18 protein-coding genes are annotated in these 23,827 nt (G+C 53.9%); 4 read left to right on the forward strand and 14 right to left on the reverse strand.

Going from position 1 to position 23,827, the window contains the following annotated elements; genetic code table 11:
- Positions 1–81: 81 nt before the first annotated feature.
- The 3 genes from INT32_RS08690 to INT32_RS08700 form a co-directional block, all read right to left on the reverse strand.
- Positions 82–774 (reverse strand): YggS family pyridoxal phosphate-dependent enzyme, encoded by a 693-nt coding sequence (locus INT32_RS08690; RefSeq protein ID WP_193088339.1) that lies wholly within the window; start codon positions 772–774, stop codon positions 82–84.
- Between the two features lie 29 nt (positions 775–803).
- The gene (locus INT32_RS08695; protein ID WP_193088340.1) at positions 804–1,736 is read right to left on the reverse strand and encodes a glycosyltransferase family 9 protein; all 933 of its coding nucleotides are present in this window, start codon (positions 1,734–1,736) and stop codon (positions 804–806) included.
- 185 nt (positions 1,737–1,921) lie between these two features.
- A complete protein-coding gene (locus INT32_RS08700) occupies positions 1,922–3,199 on the reverse strand; it encodes an O-antigen ligase (protein WP_193088341.1) in 1,278 nt (425 codons plus the stop codon).
- A gap of 218 nt (positions 3,200–3,417) precedes the next feature.
- Between INT32_RS08700 and INT32_RS08705 the strand changes: the two genes are divergently transcribed.
- Entirely contained in the window at positions 3,418–4,293 is an 876-nt protein-coding gene (locus tag INT32_RS08705) for an acyl-CoA thioesterase II (protein WP_193088342.1), read from the forward strand.
- 286 nt (positions 4,294–4,579) lie between these two features.
- Here INT32_RS08705 and INT32_RS08710 read toward each other — a convergent pair whose 3' ends face one another.
- The 7 genes from INT32_RS08710 to INT32_RS08740 form a co-directional block, all read right to left on the reverse strand.
- Positions 4,580–6,565, reverse strand: coding sequence for an acyltransferase family protein (locus tag INT32_RS08710; RefSeq protein ID WP_193088343.1), 1,986 nt, complete (start codon positions 6,563–6,565; stop codon positions 4,580–4,582).
- Between the two features lie 325 nt (positions 6,566–6,890).
- The gene (locus INT32_RS08715; protein WP_193088344.1) at positions 6,891–9,236 is read right to left on the reverse strand and encodes a glycosyltransferase; all 2,346 of its coding nucleotides are present in this window, start codon (positions 9,234–9,236) and stop codon (positions 6,891–6,893) included.
- Positions 9,237–9,256: 20 nt separating this feature from the next.
- Complete coding sequence (locus INT32_RS08720) at positions 9,257–10,003, reverse strand: ABC transporter ATP-binding protein (RefSeq protein WP_193088345.1); 747 nt, start codon at positions 10,001–10,003, stop codon at positions 9,257–9,259.
- A 2-nt stretch (positions 10,004–10,005) separates the two neighbouring features.
- Positions 10,006–10,800, reverse strand: a complete 795-nt coding sequence (locus INT32_RS08725; RefSeq protein ID WP_226816797.1) for an ABC transporter permease — start codon at positions 10,798–10,800, stop codon at positions 10,006–10,008.
- A gap of 336 nt (positions 10,801–11,136) precedes the next feature.
- Positions 11,137–12,426 carry a hypothetical protein gene (locus tag INT32_RS08730; RefSeq protein ID WP_193088347.1) on the reverse strand — a complete coding sequence of 430 codons (1,290 nt, stop codon included), beginning with the start codon at positions 12,424–12,426 and terminating at the stop codon, positions 11,137–11,139.
- Entirely contained in the window at positions 12,401–12,814 is a 414-nt protein-coding gene (locus INT32_RS08735) for a GtrA family protein (protein ID WP_193088348.1), read from the reverse strand. Before INT32_RS08735 ends, INT32_RS08730 begins: the two co-directional genes overlap by 26 nt.
- Positions 12,811–13,758 carry a glycosyltransferase family 2 protein gene (locus INT32_RS08740; protein WP_193088349.1) on the reverse strand — a complete coding sequence of 316 codons (948 nt, stop codon included), beginning with the start codon at positions 13,756–13,758 and terminating at the stop codon, positions 12,811–12,813. The genes INT32_RS08735 and INT32_RS08740 overlap by 4 nt, the downstream gene beginning before the upstream one ends.
- 271 nt (positions 13,759–14,029) lie before the next feature.
- Here INT32_RS08740 and INT32_RS08745 point away from each other — a divergent pair, with 271 nt between their 5' ends.
- On the forward strand, positions 14,030–14,860 hold the full coding sequence (locus tag INT32_RS08745; RefSeq protein ID WP_193088350.1) for a glycosyltransferase: 831 nt from the start codon (positions 14,030–14,032) through the stop codon (positions 14,858–14,860).
- A gap of 2 nt (positions 14,861–14,862) precedes the next feature.
- Here INT32_RS08745 and INT32_RS08750 read toward each other — a convergent pair whose 3' ends face one another.
- The 3 genes from INT32_RS08750 to INT32_RS22365 all read right to left on the reverse strand — a co-directional run bounded on the left by INT32_RS08750 (position 14,863) and on the right by INT32_RS22365 (position 19,582).
- The gene (locus INT32_RS08750; RefSeq protein WP_193088351.1) at positions 14,863–16,122 is read right to left on the reverse strand and encodes a polysaccharide pyruvyl transferase family protein; all 1,260 of its coding nucleotides are present in this window, start codon (positions 16,120–16,122) and stop codon (positions 14,863–14,865) included.
- Positions 16,115–18,199: a glycosyltransferase gene (locus tag INT32_RS08755; RefSeq protein WP_193088352.1), complete on the reverse strand. Its 2,085-nt coding sequence runs from the start codon at positions 18,197–18,199 to the stop codon at positions 16,115–16,117. The genes INT32_RS08750 and INT32_RS08755 overlap by 8 nt, the downstream gene beginning before the upstream one ends.
- 108 nt (positions 18,200–18,307) lie before the next feature.
- Complete coding sequence (locus INT32_RS22365; RefSeq protein WP_193088353.1) at positions 18,308–19,582, reverse strand: sugar transferase; 1,275 nt, start codon at positions 19,580–19,582, stop codon at positions 18,308–18,310.
- A gap of 294 nt (positions 19,583–19,876) precedes the next feature.
- On the opposite strand from INT32_RS22365, the gene pgi reads away from it, so the two are divergent.
- Both pgi and INT32_RS08770 read left to right on the forward strand, forming a co-directional pair.
- Positions 19,877–21,409 (forward strand): glucose-6-phosphate isomerase, encoded by a 1,533-nt coding sequence (pgi, locus tag INT32_RS08765; protein WP_193088488.1) that lies wholly within the window; start codon positions 19,877–19,879, stop codon positions 21,407–21,409.
- The gene (locus INT32_RS08770; protein WP_193088354.1) at positions 21,406–22,515 is read left to right on the forward strand and encodes a glycosyltransferase; all 1,110 of its coding nucleotides are present in this window, start codon (positions 21,406–21,408) and stop codon (positions 22,513–22,515) included. Before pgi ends, INT32_RS08770 begins: the two co-directional genes overlap by 4 nt.
- 181 nt (positions 22,516–22,696) lie before the next feature.
- On the opposite strand, the gene galE is transcribed toward INT32_RS08770, so the two are convergent.
- Entirely contained in the window at positions 22,697–23,731 is a 1,035-nt protein-coding gene (gene galE, locus INT32_RS08775; RefSeq protein WP_193088355.1) for a UDP-glucose 4-epimerase GalE, read from the reverse strand.
- Between the last annotated feature and the right edge of the window lie 96 nt (positions 23,732–23,827).

Below are 23,827 nucleotides of genomic sequence, written 5' to 3' on the forward strand. Positions count from 1 at the left end.
TTCACGCCAAGCCATTCGCCCAGGTTATTGCACCGGGTCATTACACCGTGAATGTAGCTCACCGGGCTATCAACGTCCGTATCAGCGCACTGGGGGACGCTGGCCGAACAGCGCAGACCCAATGCGCAACTGCGTCGAGCCTTCCTGTATCGCCAGCGCAAAATCGGCGCTCATTCCCATGGACAAAACCGGCAATGTGCGGCCCTGTTCATCCTGGCATTGGTCACGCAACTGGCGCACACGTTCAAAACAGCGCCTGATCCGCTCCTGCTCATGGGTGTTTTCCGCCACCGTCATGAAGCCCTTCACGTTCAGGGTGTCATAGTCGCGAATAGTTTTAAGAAATTGCGGCACAAGCTCGGGCGCCATGCCGGTTTTGCTTTCTTCATTGCTGGACTTTACCTGCACCAACACATCCAGGCGGCGACCGGCCTGCTGCAGCCGTTTGTCCAGCGCCTGCGCCAGCTCCAGCCGGTCCAGCGATTGCAATTGGCTGGCATAACGCACCACTTCCTTGACTTTATTTGTCTGCAGGTAGCCGATGACGACCCATTCGATGGAGGAATCATTCAATGCCAGCGCCTTTTCTTTCATTTCCTGGACCCGGTTCTCGGCAAACTGGCGCTGGCCCAGCGCCATGGCCTGGCGCACGACCTCATGCCCAAAGGTCTTGGAGACCGGCAAAATGCAAACCTGCTGCGGGTCCCTGCCGGCACGTTCACATGCCAGACGTACCTGTTCATTGACGGCGGCAAACTGCTCGGCCAGACTCATTGTGTACCCTCTTGTTGCAGCAGCCTGAATCAGGCCGCTTCCTTGGCATTCATGTTAGTGTCGGTATCGGTGACCGCAGCCGTGTCTGACCGCAATTTGCCGAACGCCCACATCACCTGTTTTGGCGTGAGCAAAATACGCCAGTATCGGTCGCGCAATCGCCCCCCTGGAATATACCATGGTGAAACAATACGTGAGATGCTCCAGGCCGGTCGCCACGCCCTGGTACGCGTCATGCGGCCGGTCAGCGTTAGCACCGGAATACCGGCAGCCGAAGCCAGATGGCCAATGCCCGACTCATTGCCAATGAACCAGCCCGATTCCCGAATGTAGCATGCGACCCCGGTCAGCCCCGGATTATCCGGCAACGCTGCTCCCACGCCTGTAACCCATTGCCAATCAGCGCGCTCGGCTGGCGACACAATAAAGGCAGGTTCAAAACCCGCCTTTATCAAATCTGTAGCCAATTGGCCAAAATACTTTGGCGCCCAGCAACGCAATGCGCCGGTGGAGGTCGGATGGATCGCCACCCGTCTTGGATAGCGGTTCTTTTCAATGCCGCCTGGCGCGACCATACCGTTGGTATGCGTGCACCCGGTATGTCCAAAGTAATCGCGGCAAAAATCGCGCATTTGATAGGCCTTGACAAAGCCCTTGCCGGTAATGACCATGTGTTCGTCGTATATGACTGCGTTCGAATTTTTTTGGGTCAGATCGAACGGCCAGCCGGGATGCATTTGTATGGCCCGATCAAAGCCGCTGAGCGCTGCATGCGCCTGCTGCTCCGTCAACGACCGATGAATGGCAAAACCCGGAAACCAATCGCGCAATTGCCAGATATAGTCACTAAAGATGGACACCTGAGCACCATTGTTACGAAAATTATTGGCAATCACCATCATAAGCAAGGAATCGCCCAGACGCGGCGCCATCAAAATGGCTACCTTTTCTTGTTCGCCCATATATGTCTTTCAATCCCCATGATCAGACAACATGGCTATTGTACTGTTGTCTGATTTGCCACATGACACCACAATACCGGGTGCGCCAAAATACCGGGTGCGCCAAAAGTGACAAACTTGCCGAAGCCCCGATCTGCTGCCCCGGCATGACGTATTTGACAAAACCGCGTAAAAACTTACCCTGATTAATGTTCAACACCCCGGATTCTTGTGGACAGGGCCAGATACACCGCCACGATCACGGTATAGAACCCCATGGTGCGCAAACCGCGGAACATCAGCTCCGAGAGCCCGAAGACGGCAAAGCCGACACAGACTGCAGCCCCCATTGCCGCGTAGGTTCGCAATTCCTCATTGGTTGTGCGCAACATTCGCTTGATGAAGACGGCAGCCGGCGCAAAGTAAAGCAAAAAAAGGCCCAGCACCCCAAACAATCCGTAACTGCTTAACGCCTGCAGCCAGTCGTTATGCGGTTCTCCCCATTGATTGGCCACCACTTCGGAAACCAGCCCGCGCTGCACGCCGTCCGTTTTCATGAATTCGGAAAAATAGTTGTTGGCGCCGGACCCAAACAACGGATTCTCTTCCCAAATAGCAATGGTTGAACGCCACAACTGCAGACGTATGCAGATTGAAGACAACTTGGTGCGGTCCGTGGTGATACATTCCTTGAATTCTTTCTCGCCCAGTTGCACCCGGTCCTTGATACCGGGTATGGTCAGGGTGACGGCTGCAGCCAGCACCAAACCAACCAGAAACACGCCGGCCAGCTTCATGCGATTATTTTCCCGCATATGGATCATGATGCCAAACAGCAGAAAAAAGGGCACCGCCACCCAGCCGCTGCGCGTTTGAGTAAGTACAAACGCCGCAATACCCAATATCCCCAGAATGATTTTGAGAATCTTTTCTGTTCTGGCAAAACGTGTAAACGTCACATTACAGGAATACAGCGTGATCACGCTGAGCAGAAAAGTCAGATCGCCATAGCCCACGGCATTGTATACGGCACTGGTTTCCGGTCGAATGAAATCGGGCAAGGCCAAATAGACGATGAATACAATAGCAAACACCAGGGCTGCGTATACACCGAATACAGAATAGGATAGCCAACGGCGAGGGACATAGCAGCAAGCAGCGACAAGCAGGGGCAGGCCGGCGGAAAAACGCAGTGCCTTTTCAAATCCCGCGCCGTCACTACGGTCATTGACCAGTTCAGATACCACGACGGCCACAACAAAGACAGCACACAGGGCGAACAGCCACGAAAACGTCTTGAGCCGGAAGGTACTTTGCGCCGGGCGCAACGCGACCACAATAAACAGCGACAAAACCAGCAGGAAATAAAAAAGCGGACTGGGGACGCTTTGTGTGCTCATGACGGCAAGTGGCATTGCCACCAGCGCCAATATGAATGTCAGAAAAACAGGGCTTGCCAATTTATTCTGGATGAAATGTGGCATTCGGTGTTCCTTTTCCGTAAAGCATATGACAAAGTGCGGACTTTGCGTCATCGGGATTATAAAACGGGTTATTAAGCCTCGTCCAAATTTGTATCAAGCTGCAAAAACTATTGGCTGCAATTGCGCGATACGGCCATAATAATCGCCGATCGGCACGCTGCCGCCCGAACTCTTCTGCTAGAATCGGACTTTCCTCTCATTTGTCAAAATGACCATCTATGGATAATCAGAACGTACTGCCAGACCTTATTGAGCAACTTCAGGTCGAGTCACTGGGTAATGACGTTTTCAATGGTATCAGCACCGACATCTTTGGTACAGGCCGCATTTTTGGCGGGCAGGTGCTGGGGCAGTCTCTGATGGCAGCGTCGCTGACGGTCAGCCCGGGTCGGGTCGTGCATTCGCTACACTCGTATTTCCTGCGTCCGGGCGATACCAGCAAACCGATACGCTTCGAAGTGGAACGCACCCGTGACGGCGGCAGTTTTTCGGCCAGGCGCGTGATCGCCTCGCAACTGGACCAGCCCATTTTCATTATGAGCAGCAGTTTCCAGGGAGAAGAACCGGGTTTTCAACACCAAACCCCTGCACCCGTCGTGACACCACCAGACTCCCTGAAAAATGAAAAACAACTGATTGCCGACATTGAGCAGAAGCTGCCCAAACGCCTGGCCAGTCTGGTCGGGCGGGATTTTGCCATTGAGATGCGGCCAGTCGAGCCCAGCCATATGCTTAAACCGGGCAATTACGATCCGCAGGCCCACATCTGGTTTCGCGCCGCAGACAAACTGCCCGATAACCCGCTGCTGCATCGCGCCATGCTTGCCTATACATCAGATTTCTACCTGCTGTTTACTTCCCTGCTGCCGCATAACCAGACGCCCTTTTCCATAAGCATGCAAATGGCCACTATTGACCATGCCATCTGGTTCCACCGCCCGTTCCGTATGGACGAATGGCTGCTCTACTCCCTGGAATCGCCGAGCGCCAGCAATGCCCGCGGCTTTTGCCGGGCGCACGTGTACAACAGCAAGGGAGACCTGATCGCTTCCACCACCCAGGAAGGGCTGATACGCAAGATAGAGGAGCACTAATTACGAACGCTGCGAACCTGCTGGTTCAGCGCCTGGTGCCCAAGAGGACCGGTTTCTGACAGAATGTATCCAAAAGCGGCGCAAGGCCGCTTTTTTTGACCACCGGAAAATCCAATTGCCCTGCAGCCTGCAGAAGATCACCTGCAAAAGGCTAACGCCGCCCGCTGGTGGCATTTGCGCCAGCACTCGGACACGAGAACCACGCCGCGGCCCATTACGAAGGTACAGGCATCCGAATTTTCCTGACAGCAGAGCCCACATTGCAATGGGTTCCCATCACCAGTCATCACTTCTCGAAAATAGCCTTGAGCCTGGGCCACAGGCCCTGTATAACGAATGCCGACCCCTGCTTGGACAAATGAGTCCCATCGGAATACAGAAACTGTTTGCGCTTGATCATGGTCACGCAGCGTCCCCCTGCGCACAATACCGAATAGGGATTGATGAATTCAACGTTTTTATGACTTTGCGCATATTTTTCCAGACTGCGGTTCAGCGCATAAGCGTTGCCCTTTTCTTCATTGAGTTCCAGATATTTGGCGCACACCAGCGGCAGATAGCCCGGCCGGTCAACGCATGAGGCCAACCCTACCTGGGACCCCGCTCCCGGCGGCGTACCGATAATGACAAGGGTATTGGTCAAGCCTATCCGCTCATGAATGGCGTCGAAGTTTGTTTCCAGAAAGCGGATATAGGTCTCTGTATCGGGAAAATCCACGCGCTTGCCGTCGGGCGTGCCCATGGTTTTCTGGTAATTCTGATAGCTAACCGCGTACAGCAGCGGCACTTTGGACAGTTTTGCCTCTTTCAGGGCATAGTCCAGCCGTTCCACGCAGTCCTTGCGCGGCACGCCATCGAGCAGGCGGGTGTAACCGGGTCCGAAAAAACAGCCATCTTCGAATGAGGTATCCACCCATTTCTTATTGGCGGCCAGGATCTGGTTCAAGCCGAAGGCGTACTGCCTGGCATAGCTGTCACCCAGAAGGACGGCCGATTTGCGTCGACCATTGGCGTCCCCCAGTACCTGGCTGCCCATGGCAAACCCCTCTCCTCCGTATTGTTCTTCATGGAACCGCGGAGAATTGGCCATATGCTCGGCGAAATAATCATTCATCCGAAAGCTCATGCCGTTGCTGGTCATGATCATGAGCGCCGGTACGAGGATCAGTGCAAGCGCAAACACACGCTGTATAGTCTGTTTGAAATACCAGCTATACAGATCCACACGGCGATACCGGTTTTCCACCAGCACATACATCAAATAACCCAGAATAAACGGCGCGATCACCAGTGCCCACCTTTCGGACAGCAGCAGCGGCCGGTAAATGTAATACTTGTAGAACACAATCAGCGGCCAGTGGATCAGATACATCGAGTAGGAGATCAGCCCCACCGTGACCATGGCACGATTTCTGAAAATATTGCCCAGGTACTTTGCCGGGCTCGCATAGATGCACAACGCCGCGCCAATGGCCGGCACCAATGCATGCAGCCCAGGAAAAGTCGTGGTTTTATCATAGACAAAGATACTGTACAGCAGCAATGCGATGCCCACTGCCATGATGATTTCGTACAGGATCACGCCTGGCGTATGCCGCTTGCGATAATCCACCGCAAACACCATCAGTCCGCCTATGGCAAACTCGAACACCCGAAAGGGAGTCAGATAATAATTGGCAGATGTGTCTACCGACAAATACCATTGCGACAGCGCCAGTGACACCGCCCCCAGCGCCAATAGCGCCCACGGCAATAAGGCACGGTTGAACCGGTATACGAGAAAAATAACAAACGGCCAGATCAAGTAAAACTGCTGTTCCACACCCAGCGACCAGGTGTGCAGCAACGGATTGGTTTCTGATGACGTATCGAAGTATCCCGACACCAGCCAGAATCGGAAATTGGAGACAGAAAACAGGGCGAATACGCTGGAGTCGGCCAGGGCAACGTAGTCGTCCGGCGAAAACAGCAGGAACCCTGCAATCAGGCACAACACCAGTGTCAACAGCAGAGCCGGATACAGGCGTGCAACACGCCGCGCCATAAAGCGCAAAAACGAGAATTTGCCTTCAATACAACTGTTGAGCAAAATCCCGGTGATCAGGTAACCCGAGATGACAAAGAAAACGTCTACCCCGACATAACCGCCACTGAACGCCTGAAAACCTGCATGGAAAAACAGGACGGCAATCACCGCAAGGGCGCGAAGACCATCAACACCAGGTTCGTAGGATGCGGACTGCGTTTTGGAGGTCGTTGAAAACAGGGACATCAGGGCCTTTCTTTATTGAATAACCGGGACTATGTTAATACAAATCGATGACGGCACATCCATGGTGCTGTATATGCATCTGTAAATATTGTGTGGATTCCTTATCAATTGTTCCCGCCCATACCCGACCAGCCTCCGGCTTGTATCCAATTGCAGCAATTCGATCGCCACAGGGACATGAAACGCTTGCATGGCCGCAGTCCCGCTTTGCTCACCGGGCTCCGCCGCCACCCCAAAGGGCGAGTCTACGGCAAAAGGGGCGCGTATCATGTCTGTATCAGGAGACGGGCAACAAAGCTGACATACAGCCTCGGCAAAGTGCCGCTCAGTGCCTGGCGATGCCGCCAGCGCCGGTCGCTGTCACACCTGCCGTGGCGGGTTCAGGCGCCACTTGTCGTTCTTGCTCAAGCGCCTGGTAAAAGCCGTCCATCAGATCAGACCATTGCGCATTGTACTTAGGCACAAAATCTTGAAGCAGCGACTGGATATGCGCCTTGTTGGCCAGCACGCGCTTCATCCTGACATAGATGGCATAGGCATTATCCACGCAGGGCTCGACCAAATACCCGGCCAGTTCTTCGGAAATGCCCGAGAAAATATCGCCAGCGGGCCCGACAATGCATGGTACGCCCAGCGCGCTGCATTCGAGCACCACCATGGGCGAGCATTCGGTATTGGTCACATACAGGTTCAAATCCAGCGACGCCAGCAAGGCGATAAACTGTGGGCGCGGCAATTGTTCATAGGACTCCATCCTGCCCAGTTGCCGAAAATCCAGATCCCTGAAGGTAATACGCGGCACATTGGTATGCAGGGTCCAGTTCTCTTGCCCAAGCGTGGCCAGCAACTGCACAAACGGATTCTTGTACCAGGAACTGACAGCGGAAAAAACGCCGATATGGGCCACCCCATCGTCGGCACGCCGGGTAACGGTAAGCGTGAACTGGCGACGCAGATCCGGAATCGGATTGATCAGTCCGAAGCTTTTGATGCCAATCACATTCAGAATTTTTTCCAGGTCAGGCTTGACTGATATCACGCCGTCAATAACACGACTGTTATATAACTTGTGCCACAAGTTAAAGTGTTCCAGCTGGCTGGGCTCGACCCATTGCGCCGGCGAACCGTGCCACAGAAAGTACTGCTGAATCTGCGGGCCACGTTCGCGGACTTTTTTCGCCATGGTCAGATGAATGACAGACCCCCCACTATAGATAATCTGCGTGGGCGAATTCTCAAGCAGCGTGTCGACCGCCATATCCAACTGCGGATGATTGGCCACCTCCGGGTATTCGTCATCAAAATAAGGAAATCGGAATCGCCCATCGTCAAACAGGCTTTCAGTAGACGCGGCCACGCCCTTCCACATGGGCGCGTAGACCACCACAGGTCTTTCCGGACTGCGCTGCTCAAGCGTAGCCTTGTAAGCCTTCTCTACAGTCTCATATTGAGCTGCGCGGTCAACCGCGTTGGCGCCAAATATTGACCTGCTGTTGCCATGCAAAAGGCGGTTATACCAAACGGCAGCTTTGGGAAACAAGCGGTCAATTGTCCGCACCAGCCCCGCGCGCTTGAGAAAAAAAACAAATGTTCTGGCGCCGTTGACGGCATATTGTCGCAAAACACTGCGGTTGATGCTGTAGCTCTGCTGGCGGGTGGCCACCGGTATCGTCCTGGCAGCCGCCGCCTGTAGAAATTGCAACCATTGGGCCCTGAGCGGGCCTGTGGCGGCAAACTGTTCGTGGAATGCCTGCAGGTTGGCCTGTTTCATCGCAGAAATTCGATCCCGTGACTGGACCAGCGCCTTGAGCGTCGTATAAAACTGCTCGGCGCTTCGCTCGATCACAGTCTCTTGCAGATATTCGGCGGGTAGCACTTCCCTGGCAATGCCGACAGGCGTGGAGACAACGGCGACGCCAAGACTCATGGCTTCGATCAGCGTGAGCGGCGTTCCTTCCGCCAGAGACGCAACCAAAAGAATATCCTGCTGCGCCAGCGTCGCCAGCACTTCATCGCGTGATCGCTTCTGCTGTGCCGAATCGATCACAGTCAGCTCAACCGGAAAACCTTCCTGTTTGAGCCGCTCGACTGCCGGTCTAATAATCGACTCCAGCCCCTTGTAGTCGCGATAACCCGCGTACTCACCCCATTTGGAGTTGCCGGTCCACATGATTTTGATGGGGCCGCCGGCAGCAACCGGCGCTGCCTGGCCGCCAGATACCCCCGCCTGACTGATCGGCCAGTCGATGAGAACACCGTCGGGTCTGGCGAAGAAATCCTGGCTGTCATAAATCTGTTTGAGATCGGCATTGGTTACGAAGTAGCCATTCACGAAATCAAACACCAATTTTCGCTCGATCAGTTCATCGGTCGAGTGGTAAAGATAGTCCGGAATATGCGTCGTAACGACAAGACCATTCAGGTGCACCGCCGCTTTGGATTTTGCTCCTACAGTTTCAAAAATGACCTTCAGGTGTTCCCGGAAAAAAAAGTGCACATGCGTAATACCATCATCTGCCATTTTCTGCAGAAGATGAGAGGCAATCGGATAATCAGCCCAGTAATACAGACTGACCTCGTAATCATCCGACAGTTGCTGCTTTACATGACTGGCAATAATGTCAAATGCCCAGCCCTGTATATCAACGATAAACGCCAGCTTCTTTTTCATATCTGTCCCGGGCCGCACATTCAAAACGACTGCTCGTAGGCCGAAATCACTTCCTCTACCGGTCCCACCATCATTTGTTTGCCGGCATCAAGCCAGATCGCCTTGTTGCACATATCACGGATGACCTGGTTCGAATGCGAGGCGACAAAAACGATCTTGGCACGCTGTTGAAATTCCTTGAGTCGTTTGTTGGCCTTTTCCAGAAATGCAGCGTCACCAACACCAATCACTTCATCGAGCAGCAGAATTTCCGGGTCGAGTGCCGTTGAAATGGCAAATGCCAGGCGGATACGCATACCCGATGAATAGGTGCGGATGGGCAGGTACAGATAATCGTTCAGATCGGTAAATTCGGCGATCTCCTCGGTTTTTTCCTTGATCTCGGCTGAGGACATACCCAGCAGCGTACCACGCAGGCGAATATTGTCATAGCCGCTGAGTGTCTCGTCCATACCCAGCCCCATATCGAGCAGCGCCACTGCGCGGCCTTTGGTGATCAGGGTACCGTTGGTTGGCTCATAAATGCCTGCCAGCACCCTGAGCAAGGTCGACTTGCCCGCCCCGTTGCGTCCGACCAGACCGACCCTGTCGCCGTTGCCAAATTCGAAATGCAGGTCCTGCAGGGCCTTGACCACTGTAATGCCGTGATCGGAGCGCAGACGATCGTTCTTGAGCGAGCCCAGTACGCGCAGTTTCATGGAACGGCCGCTAAGGTCGTACACCGGCATCTCGACATTAAGATTTTCTGCTTTTATGTATGCGGTCATGATTACACCCAGAAAGGAACGCGGGCACGGTAACGCCCGTGCATAAAAATAGCCAATATGGTTCCGGCCACCGCCATCACCAGGCAGACAACCCAGTTTTCAATACTGGGATATTCGCCCAGCAGCGGCGAACGGATGATTTCGATCAGATGCGCGAACGGGTTCAAATCAATGATCCATGGATACTTGTCGAGCATCTCCTTTTTGAACAAAATAGGCGTGACATAAAAGATGACCTGCAAAATACTGATGACAATCTGCGGGACATCACGAAAACGAGCGCAGACCAGAGAAGCTACTGTGCAAATCCACCACAGGTTCCACAGCAGCAACAGCATGCCCAGGACAAACAAGTGCAAGGTGTGCCAGAACGAAATCTGAAAGCCGATCAGCACCAGTACGACGATTACGAAGTTGTGCGCCAATACGATCAGATTGCGCCAGATTGTCTGCAGAATGAAAATGGATCGGGGCAGCGATATCTGCTTCAGATAATTGGTCGAGGCAATATAGGTATTGCAACCATCGGTAATAGTCAGCGATATAAAAGACCAGATCACCAGTCCAATAGCCAGCATCGGCAGGTAATCGCGCAGATTCATCTTGAACAGCGCACCGTAGATCACGCCCAACGCGGCAACCATGACGCCCATACTGATGGTCAGCCAGAATGGCCCGATTTTCGAGCGGTTATAGCGCTGCTTGATTTCAAGCCAGGCCAGAAGCATCCAAATGTGGTGATGCTGAAGGCCCGCGCGGATATCGCTCAGACCCCGATTGATATTGAACAAAAACATGTAATGTAAACTCATCCAAAAAAAGCCAGATTCGCCATCTGTCGTGCCGAATTGCCTGACGATGGGCGCTGCAGGCCATTTGCCCGCCAGCGGAATTATTATCTGTACAGATATGCGCCGCAAGTGCGATGACGCCGTGCGAACATCTCAGCCTGCACGGCCAGACGCGCAAAGCGCATCCTGAGCGCTGACAGGGATGGATTTTACAATAGGTCCCCCTAATAACGTAAAACCCATGCGCAGTGCAGCAAATATTGGGGCCGTACTGATTACAGCAGGTTTCAGCCCCCAGCGCCACCCCGTGCACGCACCTGAATTCTTACAATATGCTGACAACTATCCGGCAATATGCCAGCGTTGCCGGGCGAATCCGACCAAAAGCAGGAAGACAGCGAGCGAGCCCGCTACGATACTCCAGTAGTAATACCGGAAAAAAGGCGCGTTCGCTACCAACAAATAGGACATCAGGTTGATACCCGCCGATAATGACAAGGCAAGGGTCACCGCGCGGTGCGGCAGCCTTGAGGCAACGCTCAGGCAGAACGTGACCGCCGCCACCGCCAGCCAGAATGCCCCGGTAAAGAATAACGGGACCAGCTGTGCAATCGTATTGACATACAGGCCCAGCATATGACGTATGCCATTGGTCTGGCTGCTCTGGTAAGAGCTACCGAGCCAGTACCCGTAGCTGGGCTTGTCCAGCTGGAATGGGGGCGCCAGCGAAAACCCCAGAAAGCGCAGGAAAACTTTGCCGCGAAATTGCAGATACATCCATGGATGATCGCTTACTGCCGCTTTCCAACTGGCCTTGACAGCCTCATAATTGAGCACATGGCTGTAGCGGAAGATATTGTCGCTTACTGAAACCTGCGAACTGCGAGTCACCGTCGCTAGATCTACCCCCGGCACCAGCGAATGCTCCATCTGTGTGGACATGTATGCCAGATCATCCACCATAATGACAATTTGCGGCGTGGCTTTGGTGGTATTGAGAAAATGATAATTGAACAGATTCAGGCACATCAGTTGCGCTATAAAAAACACGCACGACAGGGCGAGCACGCGCGCCCACTTATAGGGAACCCGACGGTTTGCGAACTGTTGCCAAAAATAGCCTACGATCAGCGGCAGGCAGGAAAACAGCGAGTTATAGCGAATGCCAATGGCAACGAAAATGAACAATGAAAACAGCGCCAAACGGCCGCGTGATGGAGGTTGAAGCATCACAATGGCCGCCCATAGCAGCGCATAGGCGGTTGTCACATCCTTCCAGATCACACCGGAAAGGTTGATCACGAACGGCAAAAAACCCAGCAGGTAGACAAATGGCGCGTAGCGATGATCGACACTGCGATTGACGCAGTACAATCCGAACCACAGCAGGAACAGATCAAAAAAAAGAAAGCCTGACGCTGCCGGAAACACCCGATTCAGTCCCGACCAGAGCCAGGCCATCATGGGCGGATGCCAGTCATTGAAAGACTGGGCATTGGCCTGAGCAAGCTGATCCAGCGTATCCGGCGTCATGATGCCGGGATAAAAGGCCAGTGCGCACACGATGAAACCCACAACTGCAATCAGGTCCGACCAACGCAGCGGCTTACCGGGAAATGGCATTTTTATCATATTTATACATTCCCAGGCGCAATTGCAGATAATTGACAAACATGCCAGCCAGACTGCCCACCGCGACCCCGAGTACGGGAAACTGGCGCACGGTGGGCGACCAGGTGATTAGAGCGGCATAGGTCAAATAATTGACCGCGCCACCGGCAAGCATCATCACAAAATATTGCACAAACTCAAGCCAGGGCGCCTTGTTGGAAGACTTGCTGCGAAAGGTCAGGTTGCGGTTCAATATCCACGTGACGAACACGGCGCAGGGAAAGGAAATGGCCCGGGCCCAGTAATTGCCCACGCTGTCTCGGAACAGGTACAAAACGGCAGTGTCGGCGACAAACCCTGCCACGCCGACCAGGCCAAAAAGCAGGAACTCCCGCAACAACGGCTTCATTGCGGCGTTCTGGAAAAAAGAGGAATGGCCAGGTAGGCAAACCGGCGCATTTCCCGCCGGCTTTTACCAATGGAGTCCAGAATAATGCCGGCCACAAACAGCTGCATGGCGAAAATAGACAGACCAGTGGCCGCGACCGCCGTGGGCAGCCGGGGCACCAGTCCTGTCTCCAGCCAGGTCAGAAACAGAGGGATGGCCAGGCCAAGTGCGCTCAACGCAAAAGCGGCAGCCAGAATGGACAAACACGCCAGTGGCCGCTCGAACATATATAAACGCACAATGGTCCGGGCAATACGAATGCCGTCCTTATAGGTACACAACTTGCTGTCCGACCCTTCGGGTCGCGCACCGTAAGGTGTAGCCATCTCGCCATAGGGCATGGCGTTTTCCAGCGCATGTACGGTCAGTTCGGTCTCAATCTCAAAACCAGAGGATAGGCTGGGGAAGGATTTGGCAAACCGCCGGGAAAAAACCCGGTAGCCGGAAAGCATATCGGTGAACTGCCCGCCGAATATCTGCATAACCGAGCCGGTCAGCATACGGTTGCCGAATCGGTGGCCCTTGCGGTAGTTGGCGTTTGCGCCTTCATCAACACGACACCCCACCAGCATATCCAGATGCTCGTCCAGCAATTTTTCGACCATGGCCGGAGCCGACGGCGCGTGGTAGGTTGCATCGCCATCGACCATGATATAGATATCGGCCTGCGCGTCGGCAAACATGCGCCGAACCACGTTGCCCTTGCCTTTTTCCTTGACATGAAACACGTGCGCCCCGGCTGCCCGGGCCACTTCAGCTGTGTTGTCCTGGGAATTATTATCAAAAACATAGATCTGCGCCTGGGGGAGTGCTGCCGCGAAATTGCTGATGACAGTACTGATGGCAGCCGCTTCGTTATAGCACGGTACAATGACCGCGATTGTCGGGAAAGTGTGTTCTTTCATGGTCGCCACTGACTAATGTCCTTTTGGATTGATCATGCGAACTGCACATCGGCGCCCGTGGCTTTATCTGTCCAGGATTCCGAGCTCGCGTACATTGCCCTGCCCGATGGCGGGCCGAACCAATTTTTGTGCGCTGCCCCAATCACAACGATGGTGCAGTACAAAATTTACACCCAGATACACTTGTTCTGTTTATAGCATAATAGCGGGGTATCCGGTCTGAAAAATACGATTCCTGTTGTACGCTTACGATTTTGACATCGCGACCGCAATGACACATTCGATTCCCTTTTCGCTGCTGATGGCTGTATATAAAAATGACAGTCCCGATTTTCTGGCGCAAGCGCTGGACAGTGTCGTTGCTAATACCTGTCAGCCAGCTCAGGTCGTCGTGGTCAGGGATGGGCCGGTCACTCCGGAGCTCGAACGCGTACTTCAGCAATATTCAGAACACCTCGCGCTTGATCTGGTCTCGTTGCCGGTGAACCAGGGCCTGGGGCCGGCGCTTAATGCCGGGGTCCTGGCGTGTCGGGAAGAATGGATTGCCCGCTTTGACAGCGACGACATCTGCAGTCCGACCCGTTTTGAGGAGCAACTGACCTATATTGCGTCGCATCCGGAAACTGGCCTGCTGGGCGGCCAGATTCAGGAATTCGAAACGCATCGGGAACACACGTACGCTTCCCGTATTGTGCCAGTGGAGCAGGCAGCGATTTTCCGATTCGCCAAAACACGCAATCCGTTCAATCACATGACGGTCATGTTCAGAAAATCTGCCGTGCTTACCGCCGGCAACTATCAGAATGATCCGCTTTATGAAGACTATGCACTATGGATACGCATGATCATGCAGGCGCAGAAGGTCGCCAATCTGCCCGCTGTACTCGTATATGCGCGGGCTGGCAATAATATGTTTCGCCGCCGTGGGGGCTGGAAATATGCCTGGAACGAAACGCGCTTCCAATATGGGTTCTACCGTAAAGGATTCCTCTCCCTTCCACAGCTGGCAATCAATATTGCCACCCGGGTGCCCGTACGCCTGGTGCCGAACCAGGCCAGGGCTTTTATCTATCGGCATATATTGCGCCGACCGAACCAGTAGCGTTATTTAAGGACGCCAAGCTGGCGCAGGATGCGTCCGCCGGCGGACCGCAATTTTCGCAAGGCAGGGCCTGTGTGTTCATTCTCATACAATCGGTTATAGCGCACCCACAGGCGATAGCCTCGTGAATCCAGAAAAGCCTGCTGCTGTGCAGTGGGTCGGTCTTCACTCAAATCTTCCAATTGCCTGGAAAGCGCGTCAAGCCGGTAAGCATAATTGAGATTTCTATCCCTTGTGTCTTGGAGTTCTTCATTCAGCATACGATGCCTGTCTGTCAGACTGATCAACGACTCATTGAGCGCAGCAATGTCGGTCGCAGCATGTTCAATGACTTGCAGATCCTGCGGATCCCGGACGCGCGATACACTGCCAGGCTCCTCGCTCTGGTCGGGTTTGCTGTCGGTGAAGGTCACATTCGAAAACCGTGAAAGGGAATAATCATAGACTGCCCTGTTCTTGAAATATCCGCTTGGATGCATGGTCACTTCGCAGCCCATCAAGGTACCCAGGATCGACATATGCAGCCTATCGGAATGAATTTGCTCAAACTGCGACATCAATTCGAGCAGCGGAGACAGTCGTCTGATACACATATCCTTGTCAAACCAGGACTGGCTGTTCCACAACAGTGACAAGTCATAATTATGAGTGTAATGAGCCGCGTTTCTAGCTTCCTCGTCTTCTCGAAACAGATTCAGTCGCCCGCTGCGATGGTCGATCCCGTGCACATTGAATGCCGAAAAATCGGTAGCAAATGCCAGATCGTGACAGAGAAACACTCGATCCTGCATGCCACGGATAGCTTTCAGGTGATCGTAGGACACACGCTCCCTGGCAAAGATTGTGATCTGGCTTGCATATTTTTCGAAGAAAGACTCAAAGCCTTTGACCGTGCTCGGTAAAATCAGCACTTGTCCGCCTTGTGCCAAATAGCCATCCAGTATCTGTGCATAGTGATTCCAGAGCCCGTCAAGCCAGCCACCGCCGCCACCCACAATAAGATGCTTGGCTTGCGGCAGACTGGAGTCGGTCAGGATATCCTGCATGTTCGGATTGATGCCGATTTTTTCAAAAAGATATAAGGTCCCCAGCCCGATCAGGCCATCCCCAAAATTGCCTGCGCTGGGCAAATAAATCGCATCGTTTTCCGCAAATTCTTTTAGGTTGCTGATCAGCGGTTCACACCCTGTGACCTCACCCTGAAGTTCAAGTCGTTTTTCGATAATACTGCTTTGTTGTGTGCTACCTGACTGGTTATTCATGTGATCCGTCCGCCAAATGAAATATTTCTTTTACACGCGTCATATATGCCTGTTCGCTGTGGCGCTCCAGAACGAGAGACAGCGCGTCTTTCCTTAACTGGTCAACATCAAGGGAGTTGTCATAAAGTTGACGAATCGCATCCAGATAACGATCAGCCATTGTCGCATCGTCAAAATCATTATCGAGCAACAGTCCTGTCTTATCGTGATACACAATTTCGCCAATACCGCCCACATTTGGTGCGATTACAAGCAGTCCCTCAGCCATGGCCTCAAGCACGATGTTCGGCAAACCATCAAACCGGCTGGTGTAGATCAGCGCATCATATCCGGCAGCATGCAAATCTGCAAACTTTGCGAACCCGCCCTTGTAGGCAACGTTGGGAATGGTGGCCAGTTGATTGCCGTTTTCAACAAATACACTTTGTCCATAGACATCCAGCACAATATCCGGGTCGAATTCAAGCAATCTAGCCGCGATGAACGGGATCAATTCAGGACGCTTTTCATAATCCAGCCGCGACGCCCAGAGCAGGCGCTTGACTGGCGAGAACTGCTTCAGATTGTCGGGTAGCAAATCACTGGCGCATTTCGCAAACAGCGTTTCACGCTTAAGGCCATCGATGTCAAGCCGCTGCTCCGCGTAGCGGATAGACGCAGGTTGATCCGAAACAATGTGCGTAAGATTTGGGGCAAATTCTGAGATGAAATACAAGCTGCTACCGTCAGTAAAGTTGACGCCTCGATCCGGATAAACAGCGTTGCTGAAATAATAGAATACCGCCTGATTGGTCAACTCTGCGGAAAACCGTTCGAAGAACGAAAATGCATAAGGACACGACTTGATATGCAGCATGCTGGCGCCCGCCACCGCCTGGATTATTCTAAGTGTAATAATATGGATATCACTTAGCTGCCAGCGCGAACATATGTCATACAAATCGATGAAAGTGCACTGTTCGGGCAGCAAATGCAGCGCATGTTGCTTGTATTTTTCCCCACAAAGTATCAGAACGCGCTTGGCCGGATCCAGCTTCCGCAAAGTTTTTACCACATCAAGAATGTATTTTTCCCCACCACCCTTGGAAACAAACGGAAATAGCACAACGTCGGTAAATTGGGTATCATCCAGGTCCTTGACCGCCTCGTAATAGGCGCAGCCCGGCGAAAGTGGTCCGCCCTTTGACGAACCGACATTGAGCCGCCTGACCAGTTCCAGATCGATTTTCGGCTCTATGTAATTGGCAGCAGCAAATGACTCAAGTATCACATCTGATGCCAGCAACCGTTGACGCATGCGTTCGCTATTGAATCCATCAAACCATTTTCTGCCGTCAATTCGCCGATAATCATCAGCACATCGTTGCACAAATACGCTCGGCATGAAGAGCCTGGAAAACGGAATAATGCGTCCGTGGGAGGTGGTCATAATGCTATTGCGACGTTGTCTGTAAAACAGAATCGTATCGCTGGCCACATCAAACCGATAACCGGCGGCCACAGCTTCACAATTGAAATGCCAATCCTCAAATGCCTTCATGCCGCCACGCGCATCGACAAACTGCAGATTATCGAACACCGACCTGTGGCAGCCGATGCGGGACACGTATGAATTGGCACCGAACAGCATGATATTGGTCACATCCTCGCTTGACGTATATTGCCCCCAATAGGTTCGATCGCCAAACGAGCAGACATGTTCCGGACAAATAATCGTATTGGGGCCATGGGCAAGCAAGGCCTGATGCATCTGGACAAAGAAATTATAGGACACCAGATCATCGGCATCTGCAGTAGTAACATATTCCCCGCCCGCAGCAGCGATGCCATCATTGCGCGATAATCCCAAAGAGCGGTTACTGACGTGCAGAACTTTGTACGAGTCGAACTCTGAATAGTTCGCTTTTTCGACCCACTCGCGCGTGGCCTCATCGGCACTGTCCAGCACCAGAATAAGCTCTGAGGTGAGCCCTTTATGGCGAGCAAACTCTGCCGCGTGGGCAAGCGAGCGCAGCGTCCTTTTCAGGTATGGTGCCTCGTTGTGTAAATTGAGAACAACTGAATAGTCGATAGTCATGTACTTCCCGTTACGACTCAATAAAAAAACGGTGGGCGGGTTTCGCCATCGCTACTGACTGCCAGCAACCCGCAAACCGGTTTATGTCAAATGACCAATATGCCCATGTCAGCGAGCGCCATACCCTGTCAGCATTGTCTTGACTGTCAGGAAAATTATATAAATATCCAGAGCGAAAGAGGCATTCTTGATGTAATAAAAATCATGTTCTATCTTGATCTGCGTTTCATCAACGTCGGCCGCATAACCAGACCGAACCTGTGCCCACCCGGTGATGCCGGGCTTGAGCACGTGCCGATAACTGTAGAACGGAATAAGCTCGTCAAACTGCTCGACAAAACTGGGCTGTTCCGGACGCGGGCCGATCAGGCTCATTTCACCACGGATTACATTGATGTACTGCGGCAATTCGTCAATGCGCAGCATTCTGATAATACGCCCCACCCGGGTAATGCGACCATCGTTTTCCCTCGCAAATGCCTCAGTCTCGTTGCCGGTACAGGCCATGCTGCGAAACTTGTACAAGGTAAAGGGCCGATTGCCGCGACCAATGCGGGTTTGGGTATACAAGATCGGGCCAGGACCATCCAGCCTGATACACACGGCGGTGACGGCGCATACAATAAGCACCAGCGGCAATGTAAGCAGAACAATGAAAATATCGAACAGGAACTTCAGGCGTTCGTAGTTGCGGCTGGGCAACAGCGACCCGATGTCGTTTTCAGACATTTTACGGATCGAAACCCGACCTGTGAGCGATTCCAGCAAATGCTTGGCGTTATAGACGGCCGTGCCCTTGAGCACACAGCGCGTCAGAAAGCGCTCCCAGGTGCCGTCAATGGCATCGAAATCGGCAACCACACCGTCATAACGGATTTCCTGGAGATCCGGCGCCTTCAGAATACGCGTGTCAATGAACGGAATCCTGGTCAGTTCAGCGGCGCGCCCCATGTCGATCACCGCCAGCTTGACCTTTTTAAGGTGCTGCAGCACCATAAATTCGATATGCAGCCAGAACAACGCCACAATACCGCTGGCAAACAGCAGATACCGTGATACTTCCAGGCGAAACAGCAATACGATCAGCGACAGGATCAAATAGATCGCCAGAACCTGAGGCGCGACCAGGGCGGCATTGCGTCCACCAGGGTAACGGGTCAGCAGGCGGAAGACGGCCACGTTAGACAGGACCAGCGCAAGCGTGGTGACAACTGCTGCCGTGACCTGGCCGTTATCGGGCGACCAGACAGCCCGCGGCCCCCACATCAGCACGTAAGGCAATACAACGCACAGACTCCAGCCGATTACTATTGAAAACACCCTGGAGAACAGGAGTTGCTCAAAAAAACGGTCAAACCGGCGGGCAGGAATTAGTTCATTCACGTTTCGGTACTGATCCATGTAATACACGACATGCATTACACTACGGATCGGAAGATAAAGCTGCTAGTTTACCGCTTAAAGGTCACACTTCGCCTGTGAGCAATTAAAGTATTGAAAAGGCGTTGTATTGCCGACAACACCTTATTTCAGGGCGTTTCCAACATAAAGAAGACTCATTCGCATTTATTCCTTACGGTATACTTGGCGCTATCGCTCGACAAGCTTTAACCCTGAACTGTTTTTGGCAGGAACACCTTGAATACTGAACCGGACGCTCACAAATCATTGACACAAATGCTGCAATGGCACGCATACGTCAAGGCTATCAATGCTGCGCCTCGTGCGGCCCCTGCCCCGCGGCTTATCGAGGCCGGTGGCATGCTGATCGACCTGACTGCCCAAACCTATAGTCCGGATGTACTCACAACCACCACTGCCCTGCTCCAAGCCCGCAACTTTACCGGCGCCCGCCAGGCGCTGTTTGACGGCGAACCAGTCAATACCACAGAGAACCGGGCAGCCTGGCACACTCAGTTGCGCACCCCCCGTCCCGTCGAAGAAGTTGCCGAGGAACGCAAGCGCGCGCTTGCGTTCGTTCGGCGCAGCGACAGCGAGCGCCGCTGGCGCAACATTGTCCATATCGGCATTGGCGGCAGCGACTGGGGCGTAAGGCTGGTCGTGGGCGCCTTTGGCTATGCCGGCATGTGGCGTAATATCCGTTTTGTTGCCAATATCGACGGTCATGCGGTCGAGGGGGGGCTTGCTGGCCTTGATCCGCGCGAAACACTGATCGTCGTGGCTACAAAATCGTTCAAAACGGCCGAAACCCTGGAGAATGCCAACCGGGCTATTGAATGGATGCAGGCGGCAGGCATTGCCAAGCCGCTGAACCAGGTGATTGCAGTAACGGCCAACCCACAGGCGGCCCAGGAATGGGGTCTGCAGCAAAGCCAGATATTCCGGTTCTGGGACTGGGTGGGGGGGCGTTTCTCCATCTGGTCGGCCGTGGGTGTCGCTGCGGGCCTGGCGGTAGGGCCCGATGTGGTTGCCGGGCTGCAAAGTGGCGCCAAGGCCATGGACGACCACTTCCTGACCACGCCCATCCAAGAGAATGCGCCAGTGCAACTGGCCATGGCCGGTATCGCCAATCGCAGTATCCTGAATTATGGCTCGCTCAATATTTCGGCTTATGATTCCCGGCTGGCCAACCTGATTCCCTATATCCAGCAACTGGAAATGGAGTCGCTGGGCAAATCGGTCGATATCAATGGACAACCGATTACCGTGCCTACCGGGCCGGCAGTCTGGGGGATGCCGGGCACCGATGCGCAGCATACGTTTTTCCAGTGGCTGCACCAGGGTAGCGACGGCGCGCCGGTCGATTTCATCGCCTGCCAGCACGAGGATCATGCCTGGAAAGAACACCACATCCAGTTGCTTGCCCACTGCCTGGCCCAGCGCGAAGCGCTGATGAACGGCAAGACGTATGAACAGGCGTTGCGCGAAAACATAGAGACGGGAATGCCGGACGCAGCCGCCCGCGAGCTGGCAAAACACAAGGTCCACCCCGGCGGCCGGCCGTCCAACCTGATTATGATGCCCAGCCTGACGCCTTTTTCGCTGGGAGCCCTGCTGGCCCTGTATGAACACAAGGTATTTGTCCAGGGCCTGGTGTGGGGCCTGAACCCATTCGATCAATGGGGGGTGGAGTACGGCAAGGTGCTGGCAACCGACATTACCGCCGAATTGAAAGGCGCAGCAGCACTGGCGCCGCACGACGCCTCTACCCATTACTGGATTGAACGCATTCGGTCGCAAATGGAATGAAAATCCTCTTTACCAATTTCCATAAACGCAACGGCGGCGGGCACGTAACCTATATTCTGAACCTGTTGCGGCAGTTTGCCGACCATGACTGCTGGCTGGCCACGCCCGGCACCAGCAGACTGTTTCGCTATGCCCACGCGCTGGACGGCGTGACGGTCAGGGAACAGACCTTCAATTCCCGTATCGGCAAACTGATTCCGGAAGTACGCCAGTTGCGACAATTGATCAGGCAGGAGCAGTTTGACATTATTCACGTCAACGCCTCTGCGGATCACCGGCACGTGATGCTGGCCTGCCTGGGGTTGCCGCAGCGACAACGCCCGCGCATTGTTCTTACCAAACACAACGACCATTCGGTGCATACGATCGGACACCGGCTGCGCGCCTGGCTGGCCACCGATGCCGTCATTGCCGTCAGCCACTACGTGGCGGGATTGTTCGCCGACAGCGCCTACTCGTGCTTTCCGATACACGTGATTCATCACGGCGTTGACGTGCAGCATTTTGCACCACCCTCCCGCGCTGAACGAAGCGCGGCACGCAAAAGCCTGCTGGGTGCAGATGATCCGCAATTGATTGTGTTTGGCAGCACCGGCGGCACCGATTATGAAAAAGGCTGGCTCGAACTGGTATATGCGGTGGCAGGACTACCAGACGCATTACGCAGGCGGTGCCGTATCGTGGTGGCCGGCGACCCGCCGCCGGACGATATTATCCAGAGTATCGACGGGCTCCAAATGCAGAACCAGGTGATCTTTCCTGGATTGCTGGATGACACGCGCCCCGTGCTGGCCGCCAGCGACTTAGGATTTGTCCTGTCGCACCGGGAAGCACTGTCTTATGCTGCGCGTGAAAGCATGGCATGCGGGCTGCCGACCATCGTGAGTGATACGGGCGGCCTGCCCGAAAACCTGGAGCATGGCGTCTCGGGTTGGGTAACGCCGACACAGGACGTCACCGCATTGCGCGCCCTGCTTGCGAAGATTCTGCCTGATGCGCCAGCCCTGGCAACCGTGGCTCAGCATACGCGGCAACGCGCCGAAGTCTTGTTCAATCTGTCGGTCTTTGCCAACAGCACCATGGATGTATACAAAGGCGTGCGCTAACCCTGTTGTCGCCGTGGGTGCACCAGACGCGGCCTGTCGGGCCGCGCAAGTCCATCTGCGCCATTTCATCTGCACGATTTCACCGGCGTGATTGCATTTGAGCTATTTCGTTTGCGCTATCTCATTTGCGCTGTCTCGTTCGCACCCTCTTTCTTTTAGCGAACCATCCAGACGCTTGCCGCTATTGTTGATCGCTGTCGTCGCTCCGATAGCCCTGTGGGTTGTTTTTTTGCCAGCGCCAGCTGTCAGACATCATCAGTGACAGCCCCCGTCTGGCGGTCCAGCCCAGTTCCCGGCTCGCCTTCTCGGGATTGGACCAGCACTCGGCGATATCGCCTTCGCGCCGGGGCGATAACGTATAGGGAATGGACACCGCCGTGGCCTCTTCAAATGCCTTGACGATATCCAGCACGGAGTACCCTTTGCCCGTACCCAGATTCCAGGTATGGGCGCCGGTTTTATCGTGAATAAAATTTAAGGCAGCCAGGTGACCCTGGGCCAGATCGACCACATGGATATAGTCCCGCACACCGGTGCCATCGGGCGTCGGGTAGTCACTACCGAATATGGCCAGCTTTTCCAGTTTCCCAACCGCCACCTGCGTAATGTAAGGCAACAGATTGTTGGGAATGCCGTTGGGATCTTCGCCGATATACCCGGATTCGTGCGCCCCGGCAGGATTAAAGTAACGCAGAATTGCCACCGACCATCGCGGATCGGACTTTGCCAAATCCTGCAGGATGCGCTCGACCATCAGCTTGGAACTGCCATAGGGATTGGTGGGATTGCCCACCGGACAGGTTTCTGCAATCGGCATGGTCTCGGGCTCGCCATAGACGGTCGCTGAAGAACTGAAAACAATGCGACGGACCCCGGCGTCGGCCATGGCTTCGGTCAGTGTGACTGTTCCGCCCACATTATTATCGTAATACCGAAGTGGCTGGCGGACACTTTCACCCACGGCTTTCAGGCCGGCAAAATGCACCACCGCATCAATATTGTGCGCGCTAAACAGCGCATCCAGCACAGGCCGGTCGCGAATATCGCCTTCAATAAAGATGACAGACTTTCCGGTGATTTTCTCTACCCGGTCCAGCGATGTGACCGAGCTGTTGGACAGATTGTCCAGCACGACAATCTCGTGTCCTGCACTCAGTAATTCGATAACGGTGTGTGAGCCAATAAACCCGGCGCCGCCGGTAATCAGAAGTTTCATGCCGGGATTCCCACTATGCAGATTCAGATCGGAGTGATATTGACCGGATTATAGTGCAATGACCGGCGCAAAACCGGCGGGGCAACCGACTGAAAA

This window comes from Advenella sp. FME57 (genome assembly GCF_014897675.1).
Classification (GTDB): domain Bacteria; phylum Pseudomonadota; class Gammaproteobacteria; order Burkholderiales; family Burkholderiaceae_B; genus Advenella.